The sequence below is a fragment of the Nonomuraea sp. NPDC001699 genome (genome assembly GCF_053596455.1).
Genome location: NZ_JBSFGF010000009.1, coordinates 200,074 through 220,523, shown reverse-complemented (window position 1 = coordinate 220,523; position 20,450 = coordinate 200,074). Strand labels below are relative to the sequence as shown.

21 protein-coding genes are annotated in these 20,450 nt (G+C 71.7%); 7 read left to right on the top strand and 14 right to left on the bottom strand.

Going from position 1 to position 20,450, the window contains the following annotated elements; genetic code table 11:
- Positions 1–20 precede the first annotated feature (20 nt).
- On the top strand, positions 21–920 hold the full coding sequence (locus tag ACWCSU_RS27480; RefSeq protein WP_364094723.1) for a glycoside hydrolase family 19 protein: 900 nt from the start codon (positions 21–23) through the stop codon (positions 918–920).
- 20 nt (positions 921–940) lie between these two features.
- Here ACWCSU_RS27480 and ACWCSU_RS27475 read toward each other — a convergent pair whose 3' ends face one another.
- Positions 941–1,321, bottom strand: coding sequence for a MerR family transcriptional regulator (locus ACWCSU_RS27475; RefSeq protein ID WP_449938666.1), 381 nt, complete (start codon positions 1,319–1,321; stop codon positions 941–943).
- Between the two features lie 87 nt (positions 1,322–1,408).
- Between ACWCSU_RS27475 and ACWCSU_RS27470 the strand changes: the two genes are divergently transcribed.
- Positions 1,409–2,296 carry an NAD(P)-dependent oxidoreductase gene (locus ACWCSU_RS27470; RefSeq protein WP_449938664.1) on the top strand — a complete coding sequence of 296 codons (888 nt, stop codon included), beginning with the start codon at positions 1,409–1,411 and terminating at the stop codon, positions 2,294–2,296.
- 149 nt (positions 2,297–2,445) lie between these two features.
- Here ACWCSU_RS27470 and ACWCSU_RS27465 read toward each other — a convergent pair whose 3' ends face one another.
- A complete protein-coding gene (locus tag ACWCSU_RS27465) occupies positions 2,446–4,203 on the bottom strand; it encodes an AMP-dependent synthetase/ligase (protein WP_449938663.1) in 1,758 nt (585 codons plus the stop codon).
- 50 nt (positions 4,204–4,253) lie between these two features.
- Entirely contained in the window at positions 4,254–4,436 is a 183-nt protein-coding gene (locus ACWCSU_RS27460) for a hypothetical protein (RefSeq protein WP_357695674.1), read from the bottom strand.
- 25 nt (positions 4,437–4,461) lie between these two features.
- Between ACWCSU_RS27460 and ACWCSU_RS27455 the strand changes: the two genes are divergently transcribed.
- From ACWCSU_RS27455 to ACWCSU_RS27445, 3 genes are all read left to right on the top strand, one after another.
- Positions 4,462–4,989, top strand: coding sequence for a CGNR zinc finger domain-containing protein (locus ACWCSU_RS27455; RefSeq protein WP_357695677.1), 528 nt, complete (start codon positions 4,462–4,464; stop codon positions 4,987–4,989).
- Positions 4,990–5,230: 241 nt separating this feature from the next.
- Positions 5,231–6,823: an ABC-F family ATP-binding cassette domain-containing protein gene (locus tag ACWCSU_RS27450; protein WP_449938661.1), complete on the top strand. Its 1,593-nt coding sequence runs from the start codon at positions 5,231–5,233 to the stop codon at positions 6,821–6,823.
- Positions 6,824–6,860: 37 nt separating this feature from the next.
- Entirely contained in the window at positions 6,861–7,838 is a 978-nt protein-coding gene (locus ACWCSU_RS27445) for a hypothetical protein (protein WP_357695681.1), read from the top strand.
- Positions 7,839–7,908: 70 nt separating this feature from the next.
- Here the strand turns inward: ACWCSU_RS27445 and ACWCSU_RS27440 are convergent, their stop codons facing one another.
- Positions 7,909–8,166, bottom strand: a complete 258-nt coding sequence (locus ACWCSU_RS27440) for a TFIIB-type zinc ribbon-containing protein (protein ID WP_357695683.1) — start codon at positions 8,164–8,166, stop codon at positions 7,909–7,911.
- A gap of 59 nt (positions 8,167–8,225) precedes the next feature.
- Positions 8,226–9,080, bottom strand: a complete 855-nt coding sequence (locus ACWCSU_RS27435; RefSeq protein WP_364094706.1) for a phosphotransferase — start codon at positions 9,078–9,080, stop codon at positions 8,226–8,228.
- A gap of 18 nt (positions 9,081–9,098) precedes the next feature.
- Between ACWCSU_RS27435 and ACWCSU_RS27430 the strand changes: the two genes are divergently transcribed.
- Entirely contained in the window at positions 9,099–9,995 is an 897-nt protein-coding gene (locus ACWCSU_RS27430; protein ID WP_449938659.1) for a TIGR03619 family F420-dependent LLM class oxidoreductase, read from the top strand.
- Here the strand turns inward: ACWCSU_RS27430 and ACWCSU_RS27425 are convergent.
- The 3 genes from ACWCSU_RS27425 to murQ form a co-directional block, all read right to left on the bottom strand.
- On the bottom strand, positions 9,992–10,369 hold the full coding sequence (locus tag ACWCSU_RS27425) for a VOC family protein (RefSeq protein ID WP_357695689.1): 378 nt from the start codon (positions 10,367–10,369) through the stop codon (positions 9,992–9,994). The two genes, ACWCSU_RS27430 and ACWCSU_RS27425, sit on opposite strands and share 4 nt — an antisense overlap.
- A 4-nt stretch (positions 10,370–10,373) precedes the next feature.
- On the bottom strand, positions 10,374–11,573 hold the full coding sequence (locus tag ACWCSU_RS27420) for a serine hydrolase domain-containing protein (protein ID WP_449938658.1): 1,200 nt from the start codon (positions 11,571–11,573) through the stop codon (positions 10,374–10,376).
- Positions 11,574–11,648: 75 nt separating this feature from the next.
- Positions 11,649–12,548 (bottom strand): N-acetylmuramic acid 6-phosphate etherase, encoded by a 900-nt coding sequence (gene murQ, locus ACWCSU_RS27415; protein WP_357695693.1) that lies wholly within the window; start codon positions 12,546–12,548, stop codon positions 11,649–11,651.
- A gap of 57 nt (positions 12,549–12,605) precedes the next feature.
- On the opposite strand from murQ, the gene ACWCSU_RS27410 reads away from it, so the two are divergent.
- Positions 12,606–13,718 carry an exo-beta-N-acetylmuramidase NamZ family protein gene (locus ACWCSU_RS27410; RefSeq protein WP_449938657.1) on the top strand — a complete coding sequence of 371 codons (1,113 nt, stop codon included), beginning with the start codon at positions 12,606–12,608 and terminating at the stop codon, positions 13,716–13,718.
- A gap of 2 nt (positions 13,719–13,720) precedes the next feature.
- Here the strand turns inward: ACWCSU_RS27410 and ACWCSU_RS27405 are convergent, their stop codons facing one another.
- The 6 genes from ACWCSU_RS27405 to ACWCSU_RS27380 are packed head-to-tail and all read right to left on the bottom strand — an operon-like array spanning position 13,721 to position 20,317.
- Positions 13,721–14,575 carry a GNAT family N-acetyltransferase gene (locus ACWCSU_RS27405; RefSeq protein WP_357695697.1) on the bottom strand — a complete coding sequence of 285 codons (855 nt, stop codon included), beginning with the start codon at positions 14,573–14,575 and terminating at the stop codon, positions 13,721–13,723.
- Positions 14,575–15,585, bottom strand: a complete 1,011-nt coding sequence (locus ACWCSU_RS27400) for an ABC transporter ATP-binding protein (protein WP_357695699.1) — start codon at positions 15,583–15,585, stop codon at positions 14,575–14,577. Before ACWCSU_RS27400 ends, ACWCSU_RS27405 begins: the two co-directional genes overlap by 1 nt.
- Positions 15,582–16,568, bottom strand: coding sequence for an ABC transporter ATP-binding protein (locus ACWCSU_RS27395; RefSeq protein WP_357695701.1), 987 nt, complete (start codon positions 16,566–16,568; stop codon positions 15,582–15,584). Before ACWCSU_RS27395 ends, ACWCSU_RS27400 begins: the two co-directional genes overlap by 4 nt.
- Before the next feature lie 3 nt (positions 16,569–16,571).
- On the bottom strand, positions 16,572–17,477 hold the full coding sequence (locus tag ACWCSU_RS27390; protein WP_357695703.1) for an ABC transporter permease: 906 nt from the start codon (positions 17,475–17,477) through the stop codon (positions 16,572–16,574).
- Positions 17,474–18,481, bottom strand: a complete 1,008-nt coding sequence (locus ACWCSU_RS27385; protein WP_449938654.1) for an ABC transporter permease — start codon at positions 18,479–18,481, stop codon at positions 17,474–17,476. The genes ACWCSU_RS27390 and ACWCSU_RS27385 overlap by 4 nt, the downstream gene beginning before the upstream one ends.
- A gap of 3 nt (positions 18,482–18,484) precedes the next feature.
- The gene (locus ACWCSU_RS27380; protein ID WP_357695707.1) at positions 18,485–20,317 is read right to left on the bottom strand and encodes an ABC transporter substrate-binding protein; all 1,833 of its coding nucleotides are present in this window, start codon (positions 20,315–20,317) and stop codon (positions 18,485–18,487) included.
- Positions 20,318–20,450: the final 133 nt, after the last annotated feature.

The following is a 20,450-nucleotide window of genomic DNA, read 5'->3' as shown; positions in this document are numbered from 1 at the left end:
CCGTGAAGGGAAGTGATCGGGTGCGACGGAGCCTGACGCTGTCCGCCGCCGCGCTGCTGGTGGCGGGCGTCCTCTCGGTCGTCGTGACGGCCTCGCCGGCCGGGGCGGCGGCCTGCGCGACGGCGTGGAACGCCGCGACGGTCTACAACGGCGGCGCGCTGGTGTCCCGCGGCGGGCACAACTGGTCGGCCCGGTGGTGGACCCTGAACGAGACCCCCGGCACCGCGGAGGTCTGGGCGGACAAGGGCGCCTGCGGTGGCGGCGGCCCGACCGACCCGCCGACCGACCCGCCGACCCCGGGAGGCTTCGTGGTGAGCCAGGCGCAGTTCGACCAGATGTTCCCCAGCCGTAACTCCTTCTACAGCTACAGCGGCCTGACCACGGCGATCGCCGCCTTCCCCGCCTTCGCCGGGACCGGCTCCGATACCGTCAGGAAACAGGAGGCCGCCGCCTTCCTCGCCAACGTCAACCACGAGACCGGCGGGCTGGTCTACATCGTCGAGCAGAACACCGCGAACTACCCGCACTACTGCGACACGAGCCAGCCCTACGGCTGCCCGGCCGGGCAGGCCGCCTACTACGGCCGCGGGCCCATCCAGCTGAGCTGGAACTTCAACTACAAGGCGGCCGGCGACGCCCTCGGCATCAACCTGCTGAACGACCCCTGGCAGGTGGAACGGAACGCGTCCGTGGCCTGGAAGACCGCGCTGTGGTACTGGATGACCCAGAACGGCCCCGGCACCATGACCCCGCACAACGCCATGGTCAACGGCCGCGGGTTCGGCGAGACCATCCGCAGCATCAACGGCAGCCTGGAGTGCAACGGCGGCAACCCGGGCCAGGTCCAGAGCCGGGTCAACGCCTACCAGCGCTTCACCCAGATCCTCGGCGTCGCCCCCGGAGGCAACCTGTCCTGCTGACCGCCCTTCCCGGCAGGTGATCAGGCCGGCGCGCGCCGTTCGGCAGGCGCGTGCCGTTCGGTGGTCTCCAGGTAGCCGCGCAGGGCGCGGCGGGAGCGGGCGAGCGTGTCGATCTGCTCGTCGAGGCCGCGCAGCCGGGCACGCAGGGTGTCCAGCAGCTCGGGGCAGGGCACGAGGTCGGGGTCGGGGCCCGTGACGCAGGGCAGCAGGTACGCGATCTCGTCGGTCGACAGCCCGGCGTCGAGCAGCTTCCTGATCTGGGCGACGGTCAGCACGGCCTCGTCGTCGTACTCGCGGTAGCCGCTGGCGCGGCGGTTGGGCTCCAGCAGGCCCTGGGCCTCGTAATAGCGCAGCTGGTGGGGGCGGACCCCGGTCCGCCGGCTCAGGTCCCCGATCAGCATGGCCGTCCCCCTTGACCTTCATACCGGTCTGAACGTTGACGATTCTCCCATAGCTGCTGAACAACCTCTTTTGGGAGAGCGACTGTGATGACGAAGGATCGCCGTACCCCCGTGACCGTCGTGGGCCTGGGCCTGATGGGGGAGGCGCTGGCCGGGGCCTTCCTGCGCGACGGGCGGCCGACGACCGTGTGGAACCGTACGGCGGCCAGGGCCGACCGGCTCGTCGAGCGCGGGGCCGTCCGGGCCGGTTCGGCCAGGGAGGCCGTGGCCGCCGCCCCGCTCGTGGTCGTCTGCCTGACCGGGTACGACGCCGTGCGCGAGGTCCTCGACCCGCTGGCCGACGTCCTGGAGGGCCGGGTGCTGGTCAACCTCACCTCGGGCACCTCCGCCGAGGCCCGCGACACGGCCGGGTGGGTCGCCCGGCACGGCGGCGCCTACCTCGACGGCGCGATCATGACCACCCCCGCCGCCGTCGGGAGCCCGGAGGCCGCCCTCCTCTACAGCGGCCCGCGTTCGGCCTTCGACCCGCACGAACCGGCCCTGCGCAGCCTCGGCGGCGCGACGACGTACCTCGGCGCGGACCACGGCCTGTCGGCGCTCTACGACGTCGGCGTGCTGAGCCTGATGTGGAACATCCTGAACGGCTTCCTCCAGGGCGTCGCGCTGCTCGGGGCCGCCGGGGTGGAGGCGGCGGCGTTCGCCCCGGTGGCGAAGAACGGCGTCGAGACCGTGGCCGGCTGGCTGGCCGACTACGCCCGGCAGATCGACGAGGGCGCCCACCCGGCCACCGACTCGACCCTCGACACCCATGTGGCCGCCATGGACCACCTGGTCCACGAGAGCGAGTCGCACGGCGTGGACGCCGAGCTGCCGCGCTTCATCAGGGCCCTGGCCGGCCGGGCCGTCGCGGCGGGCCACGGAGACCAGGGCTACACGGCCCTGATCGAGCAGTTCCGCAAGCCCTCCGGCCAGTGACGGGACGGCGGCGGCGAGGGGCCCGTCGCCGCCGCCCGGGAACTCGCCGTCGTCAGCCGGCGTAGAAGCCGCCAGGAAGCCCGTCGAGAAGTGCGCCAGGAAGCCCGTCGAGAAGTGCGTCGAGAAGTGCGTCGAGAAGTGCGTCGTCGTCAGTCGGTGTAGAAGCCGTCGAGGAGGTCGGCGTGGCGTTCCTCGACGGCCTTGCGCCTGATCTTCAGGCTGGCCGTCAGCTCGCCCGTCTCCACGGTGAAGTCGTCGGCCAGGATCGCGAACTTCTTGATCGTGGAGTAACTGGCCTGGTCGGCGTTGACCTGTTCGATCGCCCTGCCGACCTCCTCGCGCATGCGCGGGTGCCCGCACAGCGCCTCGGGGTCGGCCGGCAGCGACTCGGCCTCGGCCCACGGGCGCACGACGTCCATGTCGAGGGTGACGAGCGCCGTCACGTAGTTGCGGCGGTCGCCGTGCACGAACACGTGCGAGGCGAACGGGCAGGCGGCCTTGACCCGGCCCTCCAGGTAGGTGGGCGCGACGTACTTGCCGCCCGAGGTCTTGATCAGCTCCTTCTTGCGGTCGGTGATCAGCAGCCGCCCGGCCTCGTCCAGCTCGCCGATGTCGCCGGTGCGCAGCCAGCCGTCCTCCAGCGCCTCCGACGTCTCCCGGGGCAGGCCGTGGTAGCCGCGCATCACGCCGCGCCCGCCGATGAGGATCTCGCCGTCGTCCGCGACGCGGACCTCGGTGCCGGGCAGTGGCGGGCCGACCGTCCCGAACCGCACCGATTCGGGACGGTTGAGGAAGCTGCCCGCCGACGACTCGGTCAGGCCGTACCCCTCCAGGATCGTCAGGCCGGCGCCATCGAAGAACTCGGCCACGTCCCGTGACAGGGGCGCGGCCCCGGAGATGAAGAAGCGGATCCGGCCGCCGAAGCGCGCCCGCAGCTTGGCGAAGACCAGCCGGTCGGCCAGCGCGTGCTCGACCCGGGTGGTGAGCGGGACGGACGCCTCCCGCTGCTGCGCCCTGCTGACCCTGATGCCGGTCTCCCTTGCCCACTCGAAGATCCGCAGCTTGATCCCGCCCTCGCGGCGCACGGTGGCGACGACCGTGTTGTGGATCTTCTCGAAGATGCGCGGCGCCGCGGCCATCACGGTCGGCCGCAGCGCGCCGAGGTTGTCGGCGATGCGGTCGAGACGGCCGTCGATCGCGGTGGGCACGCCGATGTCGATCATCACGACCTCCAGCAGCTTGCCGAACGAGTGGGACAGCGGCAGCCACAGGAAGTGCAGGTCGCCGGGGGAGATGAGGTCGATCTCGCGGACCGAGCCGGCCGCGAACAGCCAGTTGTCGTGGGTGAGCTCGACGCCCTTGGGACGTCCGGTGGTGCCGGAGGTGTAGATGAGCGTGGCCAGGTCGTCCTGGGCGATGGCGTCCACCAGGGCGTCGTAGTCGCCCTCGCCGCGGCTGACCGAGTCGAGGGTGACCACCCAGCCGTCGTCGCTCGCCGAGCCGTCGACGACGACCACGCCGGTGACGTCGGGCAGCTCCTTCTGCACGGACCTGAGCTTGGCCACCTGCTCGTCGTTCTCGGCGATGACGATCGTGCTGCCGGAGTCGGTGATGACGAAGGCGCACTCGGCGGCCGTGTTGGACGGGTAGATCGTGGTGGTGGCCGCGCCCGTGGAGAGCACGGCCAGGTCGGCGAGGATCCATTCGAGCCTGGTCGAGCAGAGGATCGACACGCGCCTGCCGGGCCCGGCGCCGAGCCCGGACAGCCCCAGTGCCAGCCCGCGGACCCGCTCGCCGACCTCGCGCCACGACAGGGACGTCCACGCGTCGCCCGACGGCACCCGGTAGGCCTCGGCGTCGGGGGTGGCCGCGATCCGGTCGCGCAGCAGGGAGGGAATGCTGGACATGCCTGACCTCCTGAGGGGTGTGCCGCCGACTCTAGGACGAGTGCGCCGGGTCAGTCGATGCCCGTGATCGACCTGCCGCCGACCGGGGGCGGGCCGGCGCAGGCGACCGTCCGGGACGTGCGCACCTCCCACGCGCCGCAGGCGCAGCGCAGATAGGAGACCAGGCCCTCGGAGGTGCGGTGCGAGGAGACGAGGGTCAGGGCGAAGGGGTCGTGCGGCTCTCCGTGATGCATGACTCCAACCTGATGTAATGGCCTTGTGCATTTCAACACTTACGGCGGCAACGGCGCCGAGCTCGCGGCGGCCCTCGTCAACGCGGACGACTTCAGCCCGGCCGCCGTGCGGGAGACGCTCACCGCCAACGCCATGTGGCGCACGGACGTCACCCCTGCCCAGGCCGCCGAGCTGGCCGCCTGGGCGCGCCGGCTGGCCCCCGTCTTCGGCGAGCCCGACCTGGGCGTCCAGGTCGCGCTGATCAACGAGCTCCTGGAGATCACCGCCTCCAAGCCGCACATCAGCACCCACGACGGCCTGGAGCCCCACCTGCACTTCTTCTCCACCGAGGCCGACATCGTCTCCAGGGCCAAGGACACCACCGCGGGCGGGCTGGCCATGGCCGTGTGCTTCTCCGACGGGCGGCGGCTCGGGCGCTGCGACCGGACGGGGTGTGCGACCGTCTACGTGGACACCTCGCGCAACGGCCGCCGCCGGTTCTGTTCGCTGACCTGCGCGAACCGGGTCAACGTGGCGGCCCATCGGGCGCGGGGCGTTGCCCGTTCGGCGTGAAGTGGGTAGTATGTCCGGGTCGTATCGCCGACCCATGGGGGCAGTTGACGTGAGGATCTGAGGCCGCGGGCACCGCGCCTATCCGCCCGGTCACGGGCTCTGTCGCGCGCACACCTCGACCTCGGCGACCTCGGCGACCTCTTCGCCCCAGTCTTCCCAGCTTTGGCTGCCTGGTTGTCGCGCGCGCAGCGGTGTTCCCGCCAAGTCACGAAATTTCGGGTTTTGTGATGGGAGCCGCCTGATGTCTTTTTCCATTGTCGTCGATCACGTGTCCTTCGGCTGGCCCGACGGGACCATGGTGCTCGACGGCCTCGACGCCGCCTTCCCCACCGGACGTACCGGGCTCATCGGGACGAACGGGTCGGGCAAGTCCACCCTGCTCAAGATCATCGCCGGCGAGCTGACCCCGGGCTCGGGTTCCGTCTCGGTCACCGGCGAGGTGGGGTACCTGCCGCAGAACGTGCCGCTCGAAGGCAGCCGTACCGTGTCCGACCTGCTGGAGATCAGCGGGAAGCGGGCCGCGCTGCACGCCGTCGAGAGCGGCGACGTCGCCGAGGAGCACTTCACCGTCATCGGGGACGACTGGGACGTCGAGGAACGCGCGCGCGCCGAGCTCGACCGGCTCGGGCTCGGCCACGTCGGGCTCGACCGCACGGTGGCGACGCTGTCGGGCGGCGAGGCCGTCATGGTCGCGCTGGCCGCGCAGATCCTCAAGCGCCCCGCCGTGCTGCTGCTCGACGAGCCCACCAACAACCTCGACCTGGACGCCCGGCGGCGGCTCTACGCCGCGGTCTCGGCGTACCCGGGGGTGCTGGTCGTGGTCAGCCATGACCGGGCGCTGCTCGGCCTCGTCGACCAGATCGCCGAGCTCCGCGACGCCGCCGTCCACCTGTACGGCGGCAACCTGAGCGACTACGAGGAGCAGGTCGCCGCCGAGCAGGAGGCGGCCGAGCGCACGGTCAGGACCGCCGAGGGCGAGGTACGGCGGCAGCAGCGCGAGCTGATCGAGGCCAGGACCAAGCTCGACCGGCGCAGGCGCAACGCGAGGAAGGCGTTCGAGAACAAGAAGGTGCCCAAGATCGTGGCCGGTGGGCTCAAGATGAAGGCCCAGGTGTCGGCGGGCAAGCACCGCGCGCTGCACCAGGAGCGGCTGGAGGAGGCCAGGGGAAGGCTCACCGAGGCCGAGCAGGCCGTGCGGGACGACGCCGAGATCCGCGTCGAGCTGCCCGGCACCGCCGTCCCGGCCGGCCGGACGCTCCTGACGCTGCCCCTCGACCCCCCGGCCACCTCAGCCGGAGGCGAAGGGCTCAAGGCGCTCGACCGGCTGGTGATCCGGGGGCCGGAACGCATCGCGCTCCTCGGGCCCAACGGATCGGGCAAGACGACCCTGCTCGGAAGGATCGTCGAGCACGGCGCGCACGTCCCGGTACGGTACCTGCCGCAGCGGCTCGACGTGCTCGACGACGCCCTGAGCGTGGTGGACAACGTCCGGGCCGTGGCTCCGGCGGCCTCGGTCAACGAGGTGCGCGCCCGGCTGGCCCGCTTCCTGTTCCGCGGCGGGCGGGCCGACCAGCCGGTGGGCACGCTCTCGGGCGGCGAGCGTTTCCGCGCGACCCTGGCCGCCCTGCTGTCGGCCGATCCGCCGCCGCAGCTGCTCCTGCTGGACGAGCCGACCAACAACCTGGACATGTCCAGCGTGCGGCAGCTGTCCCAGGCGCTGGCGGCCTATCGGGGCGCGCTCATCGTGGCCAGCCACGACGTGCCGTTCCTGGAGACGCTGGGGATCACCCGGTGGCTGCGACAGGATCGGGATGAGGGTCTGGCCGAATCGTAATTGACGTTTGGGGATCAACCGGGCAATAGTGTGGCGGGTGGCTTCACCCCGGTTGATCTCCTGCGTTCTCGCCCTGGCGACGGTGACGCTCGCCGCCTGCTCCTCGCCCCCACCGCTGACCGGCGGTGAGCCGAAGGTCAGCGGCGTGGCGGACGGCAAGGGCGGATCTCCCGGCGGCGACCCCACCTCGGGGGCCGGTCCCAGTGTCAGCGCCCTGACGCCGGAGGCGTACAAGGGCGAGCTCGACAACAGGCACAAGGCGATGCTCGGCGCGATCAACGGACTGGCCGGCGCGCGCGGGGTCCAGTCGCTCAACCAGCGCGTGGACAAGGCCGAGCAGGCGCTGAGCGGCGCCGCCGACGCCCTGTCCGCGATCAGCCCGCCCGCGGACGTACAGGCCCAGCACGACGCGTACGTCACCAGCCTGCGCGACTTCGCCACCGAGCTCGGCTCCACGGCGGGCAAGGTCGGCAGCCGCGAGCTGTGCACCTCCTCGGCCGTGCTGAGCGACCTCGGCACCAAGCTCACCGCCCTGAACAAGGCGGGCGAGGCCCTGCAGAGCGCCGGCGACTACCCGGCCGACATCGTCACCGTCAAGGCCGGCGGCAAGCAGAACAGGCGGCTGAAGAACGGCGCGTTCATCCGCAGGGCCTCCCTCGGCGGACGCAGCTCCCTGGAGGTCGACAACGGCGGCAGCCGCGACGCCGTCGTCACGGTGGTCAGGGGCGGCAGCAAGACGTTCAGCGTGTATGTGCGCAAGAGGGCCAAGTTCAAGGTCAGGGGCGTGCCCGACGGCACGTACAAGATCTATTTCACCCACGGCGTGGACTGGGACGGCAAGAGCAAGTCCTTCACCCGTCAGTGCAGCTTCGAGCGTTTCCAGAAGTCGGTGAAGTTCAAGACCACGGTCACCGCCACCCAGATCCTCTGGCACGACTGGAGAGTCACCCTGCACGCCATCACCGGCGGCAACGCCCGCACCGCGACCGTCAACCCCGACGACTTCCCGAGCTGACCCGCCGACAGGGGCGGAACACGCGAAAGGGCCGCGCGAAAGCGCGGCCCTTTTCCGCCTGTCGGGGCGATCAGGTCGAGAACAGCATGCCCACCCAGCTGCGCTGACGGTGGTGGCCGTAGTGGTGGCCGCCGCCGTGGTGGGGAGCGCCCCAGGCCGGCCCGGGGGCGGGAGGCGGGGGAGCGGAGTGGTACTGCGACTCCATGCGCGTCAGGGTCTCCAGCTCGCCGAAGTCGAGGAAGATCCCACGGCAGTTGTCGCACTGCTCGATGTGGACGCCATTGCGCTCATAGGTCCGCATGTTGCCGCGGCACTTCGGGCACTGCATCTAAGTCGCTCTCCTTGGATCCGGGGTCTCAGGCTGAAACCTACCGCGTGCGGCCCCCGTCACGCTCTGACGATTCTGCTGCACGATTCGATTAACGAATGCTCGACCTCGTCCAGTTCCCGGTTCTCGCGCTCGGCGTTGAGGACGGCCACGGCGGCCAGCTGCACGGTCAGCGCCCTGGCCGGCAGGTCGAGCCGTTGCCAGGGATCGTCGCCCTGGCCGAGCGCGGGGCCGCCGGAGGCCAGGTAGGCGCCGAGGAACCGCTCCCAGACGGCCGGTTCGAGCAGGCCCGCCGCGTACCAGGCGGCCGGTCGCGCCAGGTCCCAGGCCGGGTCGCCGACGCCCAGGTCGTCGACGTCGATGAGCAGCCACCGGTCGCGGCAGACGAGCTGGCCCAGGTGCCAGTCGCCGTGCGTGAGCAGGCCCGGCACGGGGACGGGCTCCGGCAGCTCCTTGAACGCGTGCCTGACCAGCTGCTCGACCGGGCCGTCCCCGCTCATCCTGGACACCGCGCGGGCGGCCCGCGCCGGGCCTCCGGCGGGCGGCATCGGCGGCACCAGCGTCAGGGGGACGGCGTGCAGCCGGGCCAGCAGCCGCGCGCCCTCCTCCCAGGGGGCGGACCCGGGATCGTCGTGGGGGACCGGCCGGCCGGCCGGCCAGACGGTGACCGCGCGGCCCGCCGCCGTCAGCACCTCGCCCTCCAGCGGGGCCAGCAGCACGCCGTTGACCGCGGCCGCGGCGGCGGCCCTGAGACGGGCGCGCAGCGGCTCCACCTCGTCGCGGGCCGAGTGGGCCTTGACCACCACCTCGCCCATCCGTAACACGACCACGTCGGTGCGCGTCTGGTGTCGCACGGGTTCGCCCGTGCCGCCGTACGCCGCGGCGATACCCGCAAGCTCCTCCTCTAGACCCACTCGTACAGACTAGGGGGCATGAGAATCGGTTTCGCCGTACCCCAGTCAGGGCCGTGGGCCACGCCGGAGAACATGCGTCGCGTCGCCGCGCGGGCCGAGGAGCTGGGCTACCACGAGCTCTGGACGTTCCAGCGCCTGCTCTACCCGGTCGGGCATCCCATGGGGCCGACCTACCGGAGCGTCCACGACCCGCTGATCACCCTGGCGCACCTGTCCGGCGTGACCGGGACGATCCGGCTCGGCGTGGCCGTGATCAACGCCTACGTGCAGCCGGTCGTGCTGGCCAAGCAGCTCGCCACCCTGCAGACCGTCTCCGGCGGCCGGCTGAGCGCCGGGATCGGGCTCGGCTGGGTGCCCGAGGAGTTCGAGGCCGCCGGCATCGGCATGGAGCGGCGCGGGCGCAGGGGTGAGGAGTTCGTCGAGCTGCTGCACAAGGCGTGGGCGGACGACGTCGTCGAGCACGACGGCGAGTTCTACCGGGTGCCGGCCTCGTACATCGACCCCAAACCGGCGCCCGGCCCGCCGCAGGTGCTGCTCGGCGGCACCGCCGAGGTCGCGCTGCGCCGGGCCGGGCGGCTGGCCGACGGCTGGATCAGCTCCAGCAGGGAGGACCTGTCGGCGGTCGCGGGCCGGATCGGGCTGATCAAGGAGACGATCGCCGGCGCCGGGCGGGACGCGGCCGCGTTCCGCTTCGTGTGCCGCGGCGTCACGCAGGTGCGGCCGGAGGGCCCCGAGGACGGACGCCGGCCGCTGACCGGCACGTACGAGCAGATCCGGCGGGACGTGGACGCCCTGGCCGCCGCGGGCGTCACGGACGTCTTCCACGACCTCAACTTCGACCAGGAGTTCGTCACCGCCGACGCGCGGGAGGCGATGCGCCGCGCCGAGGAGGCCCTGGAGGCGCTGGCGCCCTAACCGCCGTAGGGGACGGTGATGATCTCCAGGTTGTGCCCGTCGGGGGCCGACCAGTAGAGCCCGCGACCGCCGTCGTGGGTGTTGATCTCGCCGGGCCTGCCGTGTCCGGGATCGGCCCAGAACGTCAGGCCCCGGCTCCTGATCCGGCCCCAGATCTGGTCGAACTCCTCCTCGCCGACCAGGAAGGCGTAGTGCTGGGGAGTCACCTCCCCAGGCGCCTGCATCACGTCGAGCGAGACGTCGTTGGCCAGCGTCACGACGCGGAACGGGCCGTAGACCGGCGCGGGCTCCAGGCCGAGGACGTCGACCAGGAAGGCGGCCGTGGCGTCCCGGTCGGTGGCGGCGACGATGGTGTGGTTCAGCTGGACGGGCATGCACTCACGCTACGTGCCGCAGCGCCTCGGCGGCCACCGCGCACCGCAGCTCGCGCATCCCGGGCCGCCCGCGCACGGGGTGGACGGCGTTGGTCAGCAGCACCACGGTCAGCCCGCGCGCCGGATCGACCACCAGCGACGTCCCGGTGAACCCGGAGTGGCCGTACGCGCCGCTCAGCGGGCCCACGATGCCGGGGTCGCCGATCCGCACGCCGAGCCCGTGCCGGAACGCGGCTCCCTCGGCCCCCTGGTCGCGGGTCATCTCGGCCACGCTCGACGGGCTCAGCATGGCGCCCCCGCCCAGCCGCAAAGCCTCCCCGAAGGCCAGCAGGTCGTCCGCCGGGGCGAACAGGCCCGCGTGCCCGGCCACCCCGCCCAGGGCGTGGGCCGTCTCGTCGTGCACCTCGCCGCGCACGCAGCCGGGGCCGGGACGTTCGGGCTTGAACTCGGTCGCCGCGACCCGCTCGACCGGGATCCCGGGGGCGGCTCCCCGCTCGGGCTGCCCCTGGCCTGGCGCCCGTTCGGTGCGTCCGTGGCCGGGGAGCGGGCGGTAGGCGGTGTCCGCGAGGCCGAGCACGTCCGTGATCCGGGCGCGGACCAGGGCGTCGAGGGAGGCGGACGCGGCCAGCTCGGCGATCCGGCCGGCCATCACCATGCCGACGTCGCTGTAGAGGTAGGGGCCGCCGACCGGGCCGGTGACCGGCGTGGTGAGCATCGCGGCCATGCGCTCGTCCGGCGCGGCGTGCGGCAGTTCCAGGTCGACGCGGCGGGTCGGGGTCAGGCCCGCCGTGTGCGTGAGCAGGCGGCGCAACGTGATCCGCGGGTCGGCCCCGGGGATCCACGCCGCGACCGGCTCGTCCAGGTCGAGCAGGCCCTCCTCGGTGAGCGAGAGCACCACCGCGGTGGTGCACAGCTTGCTGACCGAGGCCAGGTCGAACACCGAGTCCCGGCGCGCGGGCGGCCGCTCGGCGGCGAGCCTTCCCGGCTCACCGCCCCCGCCGCCCTGCCCGCCTGCAGAGACGCCGTCCGAGACGCCGTCCGGCCCACCGCCTGAGAAGCCGGTCGGCTCGGCGTCGGCGTATCTGACCAGTTCGCCGGCCGCCGCGGCGGCGGTCACCGTGCCGTGGGCCGCGATCAGCGCGACCGCCGCCGGGCACACCTCGGGCACCGCGGCGGCCAGCAGCCGCTCCAGCCGGTCCGACATCCCCGTTCCCCCCTCGTGAGTCCTCGTGAGGACCTTGTGAGTCCTTGTGACTCCTCGCGCGTCCCGCCCCGGACGTCAGCCGCTGAGCGCGTCGCTGAGCCGCTCTCCGTGCGACTCCAGCAGCGCGCGGGCGGCGTCGGCGTCCAGCCCGTGCTGGATCATCACCACGGCCGTCTTCGCCTGCCCGCCGGACGCCTCCAGCGCCGCGCCCGCCGTCGCGGCGTCGGCCCCGGTGATCTCGCTCACCATACGCAGCGCGCGGGAGGCGAGCTTGCTGTTCATGGCCGACATCTCGATCATCCTGTTCCCGTAGGTCCGGCCCAGCCTGACCATGGAGATCGTCGAGATCATGTTGAGCACGAGCTTCTGCGCCGTGCCCGCTTTGAGCCTGGTCGAGCCCGCCACCACCTCGGGCCCCACCACGACCTCGATCCCGTGCTCGGCGGCGGCCGACAGCGGCGCGCCCGTGTTGCACGACAGCGCGGCCGTCAGCGCCCCCCGGCCGGCGGCCTCGGCCAGCGCGCCCAGCACGAACGGGGCCCGCCCGCTGGCCGACACGCCCACCACCGAGTCGAGCGCGCCCACCTCCAGGTCCTTGATGGCCGCCGCGCCCGCCTCGGCGTCGTCCTCCGCGCCCTCGACTGACCGGGTCAGCGCCTCGTGCCCGCCCGCGATGACGCCCTGCACCAGCGAGGGGTCGGTGCCGAACGTGGGCGGGCACTCGCTGGCGTCGAGCACGGCCAGCCGTCCCGAGGTGCCGGCGCCGACGTACAGCAGCCTGCCTCCCTCGGCCATCCGGGCGGCGATCGCGTCGATGGCCGCCGAGATGGCCGGGACGGCCGCGGCCACGGCCTCGGGAACCCCGGCGTCGGCCTGGTTCATCAGTCGGGCGATCTGCTCCGTCGGCAGCCGGTCGATCTGGCTGTAGCGGGGATCGCTCTGCTCGGTGGACAGCTCGGGCAGCGGATCAATCATGACGCTAATTTCCACCCTTTACTTCTCAGTTGTAAATATCTTTCAGAGAATGGATCCATGTCATACGTACGCACCGGAGCCGAACGGCTGGCCGCGGACCCCGCGCTCGCCGGAGGCGCCCGTCTCGGCCTGATCACCAATCCCACCGGCGTCCTGCCCGACCTGACCCCCACGACCGACGCCCTGCTGGCCGCGGGCGTGCCGCTGACCGCGCTGTTCGGCCCCGAGCACGGCCTGCGCGGCACGGCCCAGGCGGGGTCGAGCGAGCGGGACGCGGTGGACCCCGGGACGGGACTGCCGGTCCACGACACCCACGAGCTGTCGGGCGACGACCTCGACCGGGTGGTCTCCGCCTCCGGCGTGGACACCCTGGTCTTCGACATCGCCGACGTGGGAACCCGCTTCTACACCTTCGTGTGGACCATGTACGACCTGCTGGCCTCGGCCGCCCGGCTGGGCCTGCGGTTCGTGGTGCTGGACCGGCCCAACCCCCTGGGCGGGACCGTCGAGGAGGGCCCGCTGCTGGACCCGGCGTTCGCCAGCTTCGTGGGCCGCTTCCCGCTGCCCGTGCGCCACGGCAGGACCGCGGGGGAGCTGGCCACGCTGTTCGGCTTCGACGCCGACCTGCGGGTGGTCACGATGGAGGGCTGGCGGCGGGACATGGGCTGGGCGGAGACCGGCCTGCCCTGGGTGATGCCCTCGGTCAACATGCCCACCCCCGACACCGCGCTGGTCTACCCGGGCACCGGGCTGTTCGAGGGCACGAACTTCTCCGAGGGACGCGGCACCACCCGGCCGTTCGAACTGGTCGGGGCGCCGTACGCGGACGAACGCTACGCGGCCGTCCTGAACGGGCTGGACCTGCCGGGCGTACGGTTCAGGGACACCTGGTTCACGCCGACGTTCCACAAGCACGCGGGCGTCCCCGTACGCGGGGTGCAGCTCCACGTGCACGACCCGCGGGCCTTCCGGCCGGTGCTGACCGGGTTGTCGATGCTGCACACGGCCCGCGTCCTCTACCCGGACGACCTGGTCTGGAAGGGCGATGACCTCTTCCTGGACCTGCTGTGGGGCTCCGACGCGCTCACGCGCTGTCTGGAGGCCGGGGACGACCCGCGCGGGCTGTGCCCGCCGCCCGGCCGTCCCGAAGGACATCTGCTCTACAGCTGACATCAGGCCAGATCGCGCCGATAGAGCCAGAAGACGCGTTCGGCTCGCGCGCCCACGGCGCGCGAGTAGAACCGCAACGGCCCCACCCATCCGATCTGGGCGCTCTCCTGGCCGGCGGCCCGCTGGTCGGCCAGGCAGCGGCGCAGCAGCACCCCGCCGAGGCCCAGCCCGCGGGCGTCCGGGGCGGTGCCCATCGGGCCGAACCAGGCCGGCCGGGCCCCCCAGGCGGCGAAGGCCAGGACGCGCCCGTCGCGCTCGGCGTAGTGCAGGCCGGTCGCGTTGGCCGCCTCCCAGGCCCACCGCTCGTTCCAGTGCTCCTCGACGAACGCGGCCACGGCCGACCGGTCGGCGTCCGCCGCCCTGACCGTCACCCCCGCCTGCTCCAGCCGCCGCAGGTCGTCCTCGACGGACAGGTCGGCCCGCAGGTCGGCGGTCATGTTCCAGGCGACGTGGTAGCGCTCGTAGCCGAGGCTCTCGGCCAGGCAGGCGGCGGCGGTGTACCGCACGTCGACGCCGGGCCAGGCGTAGCAGGGCGGGTTCCCGGCGAAGCGGGCCTGCCGCACGCCGTGCCCGCGCAGCCATTCCTCGGCCGCCCGCACCAGCGCCCGCCCGTGCCCGCGACCCTGGGCCGAGGGATGCACGGCCAGCAGGTCGACGTGCCCGACCTCGGGGTCCTTCGACGAGACGGACGTCATCACCACCCCGCCGTCGGTCGCCAGCGCCGTCCAGCGGCGCTCGGCCGGTGGCTCGGCCAGGCGCCGGACCAGGTCGGGAGCCTCGGGGGCGTCCAGCGTCAGCGCGGCCTCGGCCACCCGGGCGGCCTCGGCCAGGTCCGCGTCGCGGACGGTGGGCGACATCACACCTCGCTCATCGGGCGCGCGATCACGTCGCGCCGCTCGGGGTAGAAGCACGCGTGCTGTTGCGGCACGCCCTCGGTGATCTGCAGCAGCGGCCGCTCGCCCGCGCACCGCTCGCCGCGGAAGGGGCAGCGGCGGGCGAACAGGCAGCCCTCGTCGGTCTTGCTCTCGTCCAGCGACTCCAGCGGCGACACCGGCTGCGCGCCGGGCTCCTCCAGGCCGTGCAGCACGGGGATGGCCGACAGCAGCGACTGCGTGTACGGGTGCACCGGGTCGGCGATGACCGTGTCCACCGGGCCGCGCTCGACGACCTGGCCGCGGTAGATGACGTAGAGCTCGCCGTCGTCGCCGATGTAGCGGGCGGTGGCGACGTCGTGGGTGATGAACAGCACGCTCACGCCCAGCCGCTCGCGCAGGTCCTTCAGCAGCGCCAGGATGCCCAGCCGGAGCGAGACGTCGATCATCGAGACGGCCTCGTCGGCGACCAGCATCTCCGGGTCGACGGTCAGCGCGCGGGCGATGACCACCCGCTGCCGCATGCCGCCCGAGAGCTGGTGCGGGTAGCGGGCCAGCACCGAGCCCGGGTCGAGGCCCACCATCGACAGCACCTCGGCGGCCCGCTCCTCGATCCACTCCTTCGACCGTCCGGTCTGCCCGGCCCGCAGGCTGAGCGGCGCGTACAGCGTCTGGTGGATGGTCCGGGTCGGGTTGAGCGCCGAGTACGGGTCCTGGTGGATCATCTGGATCTTGCGGAAGTACGGCTGGCGCTTCTTCTGCTTGAGCCCCGACATGGACACGTCGCCGATGACGATCTCGCCCTCGTCGTAGGTCTCCAGCCCGGCGATGATCCGGCCCAGCGTGGTCTTGCCGCAACCGGATTCGCCGATGAAGGAGGCCGCGCCGCCCTTGGGGATGGTGAAGTCCACCCCGCGCAGCGCCCGCACCTCCCGCCCGGCCAGCACGTTGCCGCGCTGCTTGTACGTCTTGACGATGCCGGTCCCGGTGATCACGCGTGCTCCTTCACGGTCACGGCGTGGCAGGCCACGACCCTCGATCCATGTGCCGCGGCCTGCGGGTCGACGGTGTCGCACACGTCCATGCGCAGCGCGCAGCGCTCCCTGAACACGCAGCCCTCCTTCGGCACCGTGGCCAGCGTCGGCGGCCGGCCGGGCAGCGCCTGAGCCTCGGCGATGTCGCCCACGAGGCGCGGGATGGCCCTGATCAGCCCCTTGGTGTAGGGGTGGCTGGGGGCGCCGAGCACCTCGCGGGTCGGGCCCTGCTCGACCAGGCGGCCGCCGTACATGACGACCAGGCGGTCGGCGACCTCGGCCACGACGCCGATGTCGTGCGTGATGACCAGCGTGGTCAGGCCGCGCTCGGCGTGCACCTCGCGGACGATCTTCAGGATGTTCGCCTGGGTGATCATGTCCAGGGCGGTCGTCGGCTCGTCGAGCACCACCAGGTGGGCGTTGAGCACCAGCGCCAGCATGATGCCGACCCGCTGCCGCATGCCGCCCGACAGCTCGTGCTGGTGCGAGTCGAGCACGCGCGCGCCGTCCAGGCCCATCCGGCCCAGCAGCTCCTTGGCCTCGCGGACCAGGCCGGGCAGGTCCTCCACACCGTGCGAACGGCCCAGGTCGAGGAGCTGCTTGCCGACCGTCTTGAGCGGGTTGAGCGAGTTCTGGGCCGCCTGGAAGACGTACCCGATGTGCCGGCCGCGGGCCTTGCGCAGCTCCTCGCCGGCGAAACCGGTGACGTCGCCGAGGCCGTCGATCTCGACGCTGCCCGCGGCGATCCTGCCCGGCGGCTGCACCGCGTTGAGCAGCGACAGCGCCAGCGTGGACTTGCCCGAGCCGGACTCGCCGACGATGCCGGTGATCGTGCCGGGCTCCAGCGTCAGCGTGACGTCCCGGACGGCGGGCAACTCGCCCGCGGGGGTCTTGTAGACGACCGTCAGGCCGTCGATGCGCACTCCCGGCGCTTGTTCGGCCACTTGTTACTCCTCGCGCAGCCGGGGGTTGAAGATCTCGTCCATGGCGTCCACCACGAGCACGATGCCGAGCGTGAGCAGCAGGATCGCCAGCAGTGGCGCCAGCAGGTAGCCCAGCGCGTTCGGCGTGATCATCGCGCCCGCCTGGAACACGGCGAGGTTGAGCATCACGCCCCAGTTGTCGGACTCGTACGGCAGCACGCCCAGGAAGAACAGGCCCACCTGCGAGTAGACCGCGCCGGTGACCGCGATGAGCATGTTCATCGCGATGTAGGGCGCCATGCTCGGCAGCAGTTCCCTGCCGATGATGTGCGTGGTGGACAGCCCCAGCCCGCGGGCCGCCTCGATGAACCCGCGCTCGCGCAGCGACAACGTCTGCGAGCGCACCGCGCGCGCCACGCCGCCCCAGCCGAGCAGGCCGAGCACCAGGCCCATCTGGAAGGGGTTGCCGAACTTCCACACGGTCGCCAGCACCAGCAGCAGCGGCAGGCCGGGGATGGTGAGCTTCATGTCGGTCAGCCGCATGAGCACGGTGTCCCAGCGGCCCCGCTTGAAGCCGGAGAACAGGCCGATCGCGGTGCCGGCGACGACCGTGATGATCGCGGTGACCAGGGCGGTGAGCAGGACGTAACGCGAGCCCTTGATCACCAGCGAGGTCACGTCCCGGCCCTGCGGGTCGGTGCCGAACCAGTGGTCCCAGCTCGGCGGCTGGGTGATCGCGCTCGCGTTGCCCGGCAGGTGCTCGGGCAGCAGGATCGGCCCGATCACCGCCATGACGATGAAGCCGGCGATGATGACGACCCCGGCCATGCGGCTGGGCTTGCGCTTCATCACCCGCCACACGCCGTTCCAGAAGTTGCGGCGCATGGCCGACGCGGCCGGCGCGGCCTCAGGGATGAGCGTGGCGCTCACGAGCCCTCCTCTCCGCTGCGCACCCGCGGGTCGATGACCGTGTAGAACAGGTCCGCCACGATGTTGGCGATGATCGTGCCGACCGTGATCAGCAGGAACGCCCCGCCCATCAGGCCGTAGTCGCGGTCCTGCACGCCGCTGATCAGCAGCCAGCCGAGCCCCGGGTAGTTGAAGATCTTCTCGATGAAGACCGCGCCGCCCAGCAGCAGGCCGAGCGAGAGCGCGAGCATGGTGAACAGCGGCAGGATCGCGTTGCGCGCGATGTAGCGGAACACGATCGAGCGCTTCATGCCGCGCAGCTCGGCGGCCAGGATGAAGTCGTCGCCCAGCACGGTGACCACGCTCGACTTCATGGCCAGGATCCAGCCGCCGTAGGCCGACAGCGCGTACGTGGCCACCGGCAGCACCGCGTGCTCGACCAGCGAGCCGAGGTAGCCGGCGTTGAAGCCGGGCTCGAACAGGATGTCCACCGAGCCGTCGGCCGGCAGGATCGGGAGCAGCGTCGCGAAGATCACCACGAGCAGCATCGCCAGCACGTACTGCGGGATGCCGTGCAGCAGCGAGCCGGAGATGGCCAGGGCGTCGCCCAGCTTTCCGGTGCGCTTGATGGCGGCGTACACGCCGAGCAGGATCCCGACGAGGAAGCTCAGCAGCGTGCCGGCCAGCACCGGTAGAACGGTCCACTTGGCCGCGTCGGTGAGCACGTCGACCACGGAGGTGCCGGGCCGGCTGACCGACATGCCGAGGTCGAGGTGGAGCAGGCCGGTCATGTAGTCGGTGTACTGCTGCCACAGCGTGCCGTCGGGCAGGAAGCCGTACAGGACCTTGACGGCCTGGGCGGCGGCCTCGGGCGACATGCCCTGCTCGACCAGCTTCTCGTAGCGGGCGGCCATCGGGTCGCCGGGGATGTTGTTGATGATGAAGAAGCTGATCGTCGCGACTACGAGGATCATGACGAACCCGCGGGCCAGGTGGCCCGCGAGTCGTCGTGCGATGAGCGCCATGAACTACGACTTCGCCTTGATCATGCCGAGCTGGATCCAGACGCCCGAAGGCAGGACGCCGGCGCCCATGCGCAGGATCTCGTCGTCGTGCGGCCAGCCGGTGAAGCGGCTGTTGTTGACGAACTGGGTGTTGACGTAGTCCCAGAGCTGGATGACCGGGAGGTCCTGGTTGGCCGCCTTGGCGAGCTGGGCCATGATCGGCTTGGCCTCGTCCTCGGTGGCCGAGTTCAGCTTGCCGGTCAGCTCACCGGGGTTGATCTTGGTGCCGTCGACCTCGATCTCCTCGGGGCCGCCCATCCAGTTGCCGGCCTTGCCGGGCTCGGAGTGCTTGACCTTGCCCGCGACGTTGGTCCAGCCGTTGGAGGCGCCGTACAGGCGCTGGTAGATGTCGTACGGCGCGGGGCCGAGCGCCATCAGCCAGAAGCCCACGTCGTACTTGCCGGCCGCCAGCTCCTCCAGGTAGAGGGGGTAGTCGGCGGTCGTGACGACCTCGGCGTCCACGCCGCCCTTGACGAGCTGGCTCTTGATGTTCTCCTGCGCCGACAGCCAGTCGGAGAAGCCGGCGGGCGCGTGCATGGAGACCTTCCACGCCGAGCCGTCGGCCAGCGTCCACTTGCCGTCCTTCTTGGTGAGGCCGGCCTGCTTGAACTCCTCCTCGGCCTTGGCCACGTCGGGCGCGTACGGCTCCAGCTTGGGCAGCTCGTCGGGGATCCACGCCTGCGCGGCCTTCTGGTGGATGCCGCTGGTGGTGACCGCCGCGGTGCCGCCCTCGGGGGAGGCGACCTTGGTGACCTCCTCGCGGTTGATCAGGTAGGCCAGGCCGCGGCGCACGTGCACGTTGTCGTACGGCTTCTTGGACTGGTTGAAGGCCATGCTGACCGCGACCGGCGAGTAGCCCTTGATGACCTCGTTGCCGGCGGCCGCCTTGATCCGGTTCATCACGTCGGACGGCGCGGCGGTGAAGCCGGCGTGGTCGAGCTTGCCCGCGGTGAGGTAGTTCCAGATCTGCTCGTTGCCGGTGTAGTTGAGGAACTTCACCTGAGCCGGCGCCACGTTCGCGGCGTTGTAGAAGTACTTGTTCTTGACCAGCAGCGCCTCGGACGGGTTCACCCGCTCCAGCACGAACGGGCCGGCCGAGGTGTCCTTCGGCGGGGCGAAGGTGAGCACCTTCTCACCGAGGCCGGTGATCGTCTCGCGCGCCTTGTCGGCGTCGGCGCCCTCGCCCCTGGAGGCCTTGAGCTGGTCCCAGAAGTCCGCGGGGAGCACACTGCTCCACACGTGGGAGGGCAGGACGAACGTGTCGAGCACGCCGCGGGCGAACTTCGGGCTCGGGTTCGCCATGTCCTGGGTGATCTTCAGGGTGTGGGGGTCGACCACGGTCACGTCCGCCGCCGCGCCCGCGGCGCCCGGCGTGATGGAGAACGCCGTGCTGCCCTGGGTGTAGGCGATGCCGATGGACATCTTGACGTCGTCGGCGGTGACCGGCTTGCCGTCGGACCACTTGGCGTTCGGCTGGAGCTTGAGGGTGATCGCCGAGTTGTCCGGCGCGATCTCCCAGCTCTCCGCGATGCCGGGGAGGGCCTGGTTGGGGTCGGTCAGGTGGTTCTTCACCCAGCCCAGCTTCATCGCCGTGTAGCCGGGGAAGGAGTTGCCCTTGGGGTTGTACGGGTTGGCCGGGGCCGTGGCCTCCAGGCCCGGCCTGTTGACGTCGATCGTGGTGAAGAGCCCGCCACCACCACCGCTCGAGCCGCCGGACTTGTTGTTAGTACCACCGCTGCACGCCGCTGTGGCGGTGGCGAGGCCCAGCAACGCCACTACCGCTGCCAGTCGCTTCATCTGCCGCTCCGGGGGATGTCGGACCTGTTGAGGATCTGTAGGGAATTGACCGGACCCTACGGTCGCCAGCAGGCAGCGTCAATAATCTCCAGATGTTGTGAGTGTAATGTAACTTTCCTTCATAGAGGTCCGG

What these genes read in the sequence shown, in the direction of transcription:
- ACWCSU_RS27475 (WP_449938666.1), bottom strand. Translation starts at nt 1,321, where the DNA reads ATGCTGATCGGGGACCTGAGCCGGCGGACCGGGGTCCGCCCCCACCAG.
- ACWCSU_RS27470 (WP_449938664.1), top strand. Translation starts at nt 1,409, where the DNA reads ATGACGAAGGATCGCCGTACCCCCGTGACCGTCGTGGGCCTGGGCCTG.
- ACWCSU_RS27465 (WP_449938663.1), bottom strand. Translation starts at nt 4,203, where the DNA reads ATGTCCAGCATTCCCTCCCTGCTGCGCGACCGGATCGCGGCCACCCCC.
- ACWCSU_RS27460 (WP_357695674.1), bottom strand. Translation starts at nt 4,436, where the DNA reads ATGCATCACGGAGAGCCGCACGACCCCTTCGCCCTGACCCTCGTCTCC.
- ACWCSU_RS27450 (WP_449938661.1), top strand. Translation starts at nt 5,231, where the DNA reads ATGTCTTTTTCCATTGTCGTCGATCACGTGTCCTTCGGCTGGCCCGAC.
- ACWCSU_RS27440 (WP_357695683.1), bottom strand. Translation starts at nt 8,166, where the DNA reads ATGCAGTGCCCGAAGTGCCGCGGCAACATGCGGACCTATGAGCGCAAT.
- ACWCSU_RS27430 (WP_449938659.1), top strand. Translation starts at nt 9,099, where the DNA reads ATGAGAATCGGTTTCGCCGTACCCCAGTCAGGGCCGTGGGCCACGCCG.
- ACWCSU_RS27425 (WP_357695689.1), bottom strand. Translation starts at nt 10,369, where the DNA reads ATGCCCGTCCAGCTGAACCACACCATCGTCGCCGCCACCGACCGGGAC.
- ACWCSU_RS27420 (WP_449938658.1), bottom strand. Translation starts at nt 11,573, where the DNA reads ATGTCGGACCGGCTGGAGCGGCTGCTGGCCGCCGCGGTGCCCGAGGTG.
- murQ (WP_357695693.1), bottom strand. Translation starts at nt 12,548, where the DNA reads ATGATTGATCCGCTGCCCGAGCTGTCCACCGAGCAGAGCGATCCCCGC.
- ACWCSU_RS27410 (WP_449938657.1), top strand. Translation starts at nt 12,606, where the DNA reads ATGTCATACGTACGCACCGGAGCCGAACGGCTGGCCGCGGACCCCGCG.
- ACWCSU_RS27405 (WP_357695697.1), bottom strand. Translation starts at nt 14,575, where the DNA reads ATGTCGCCCACCGTCCGCGACGCGGACCTGGCCGAGGCCGCCCGGGTG.
- ACWCSU_RS27385 (WP_449938654.1), bottom strand. Translation starts at nt 18,481, where the DNA reads ATGGCGCTCATCGCACGACGACTCGCGGGCCACCTGGCCCGCGGGTTC.
- ACWCSU_RS27380 (WP_357695707.1), bottom strand. Translation starts at nt 20,317, where the DNA reads ATGAAGCGACTGGCAGCGGTAGTGGCGTTGCTGGGCCTCGCCACCGCC.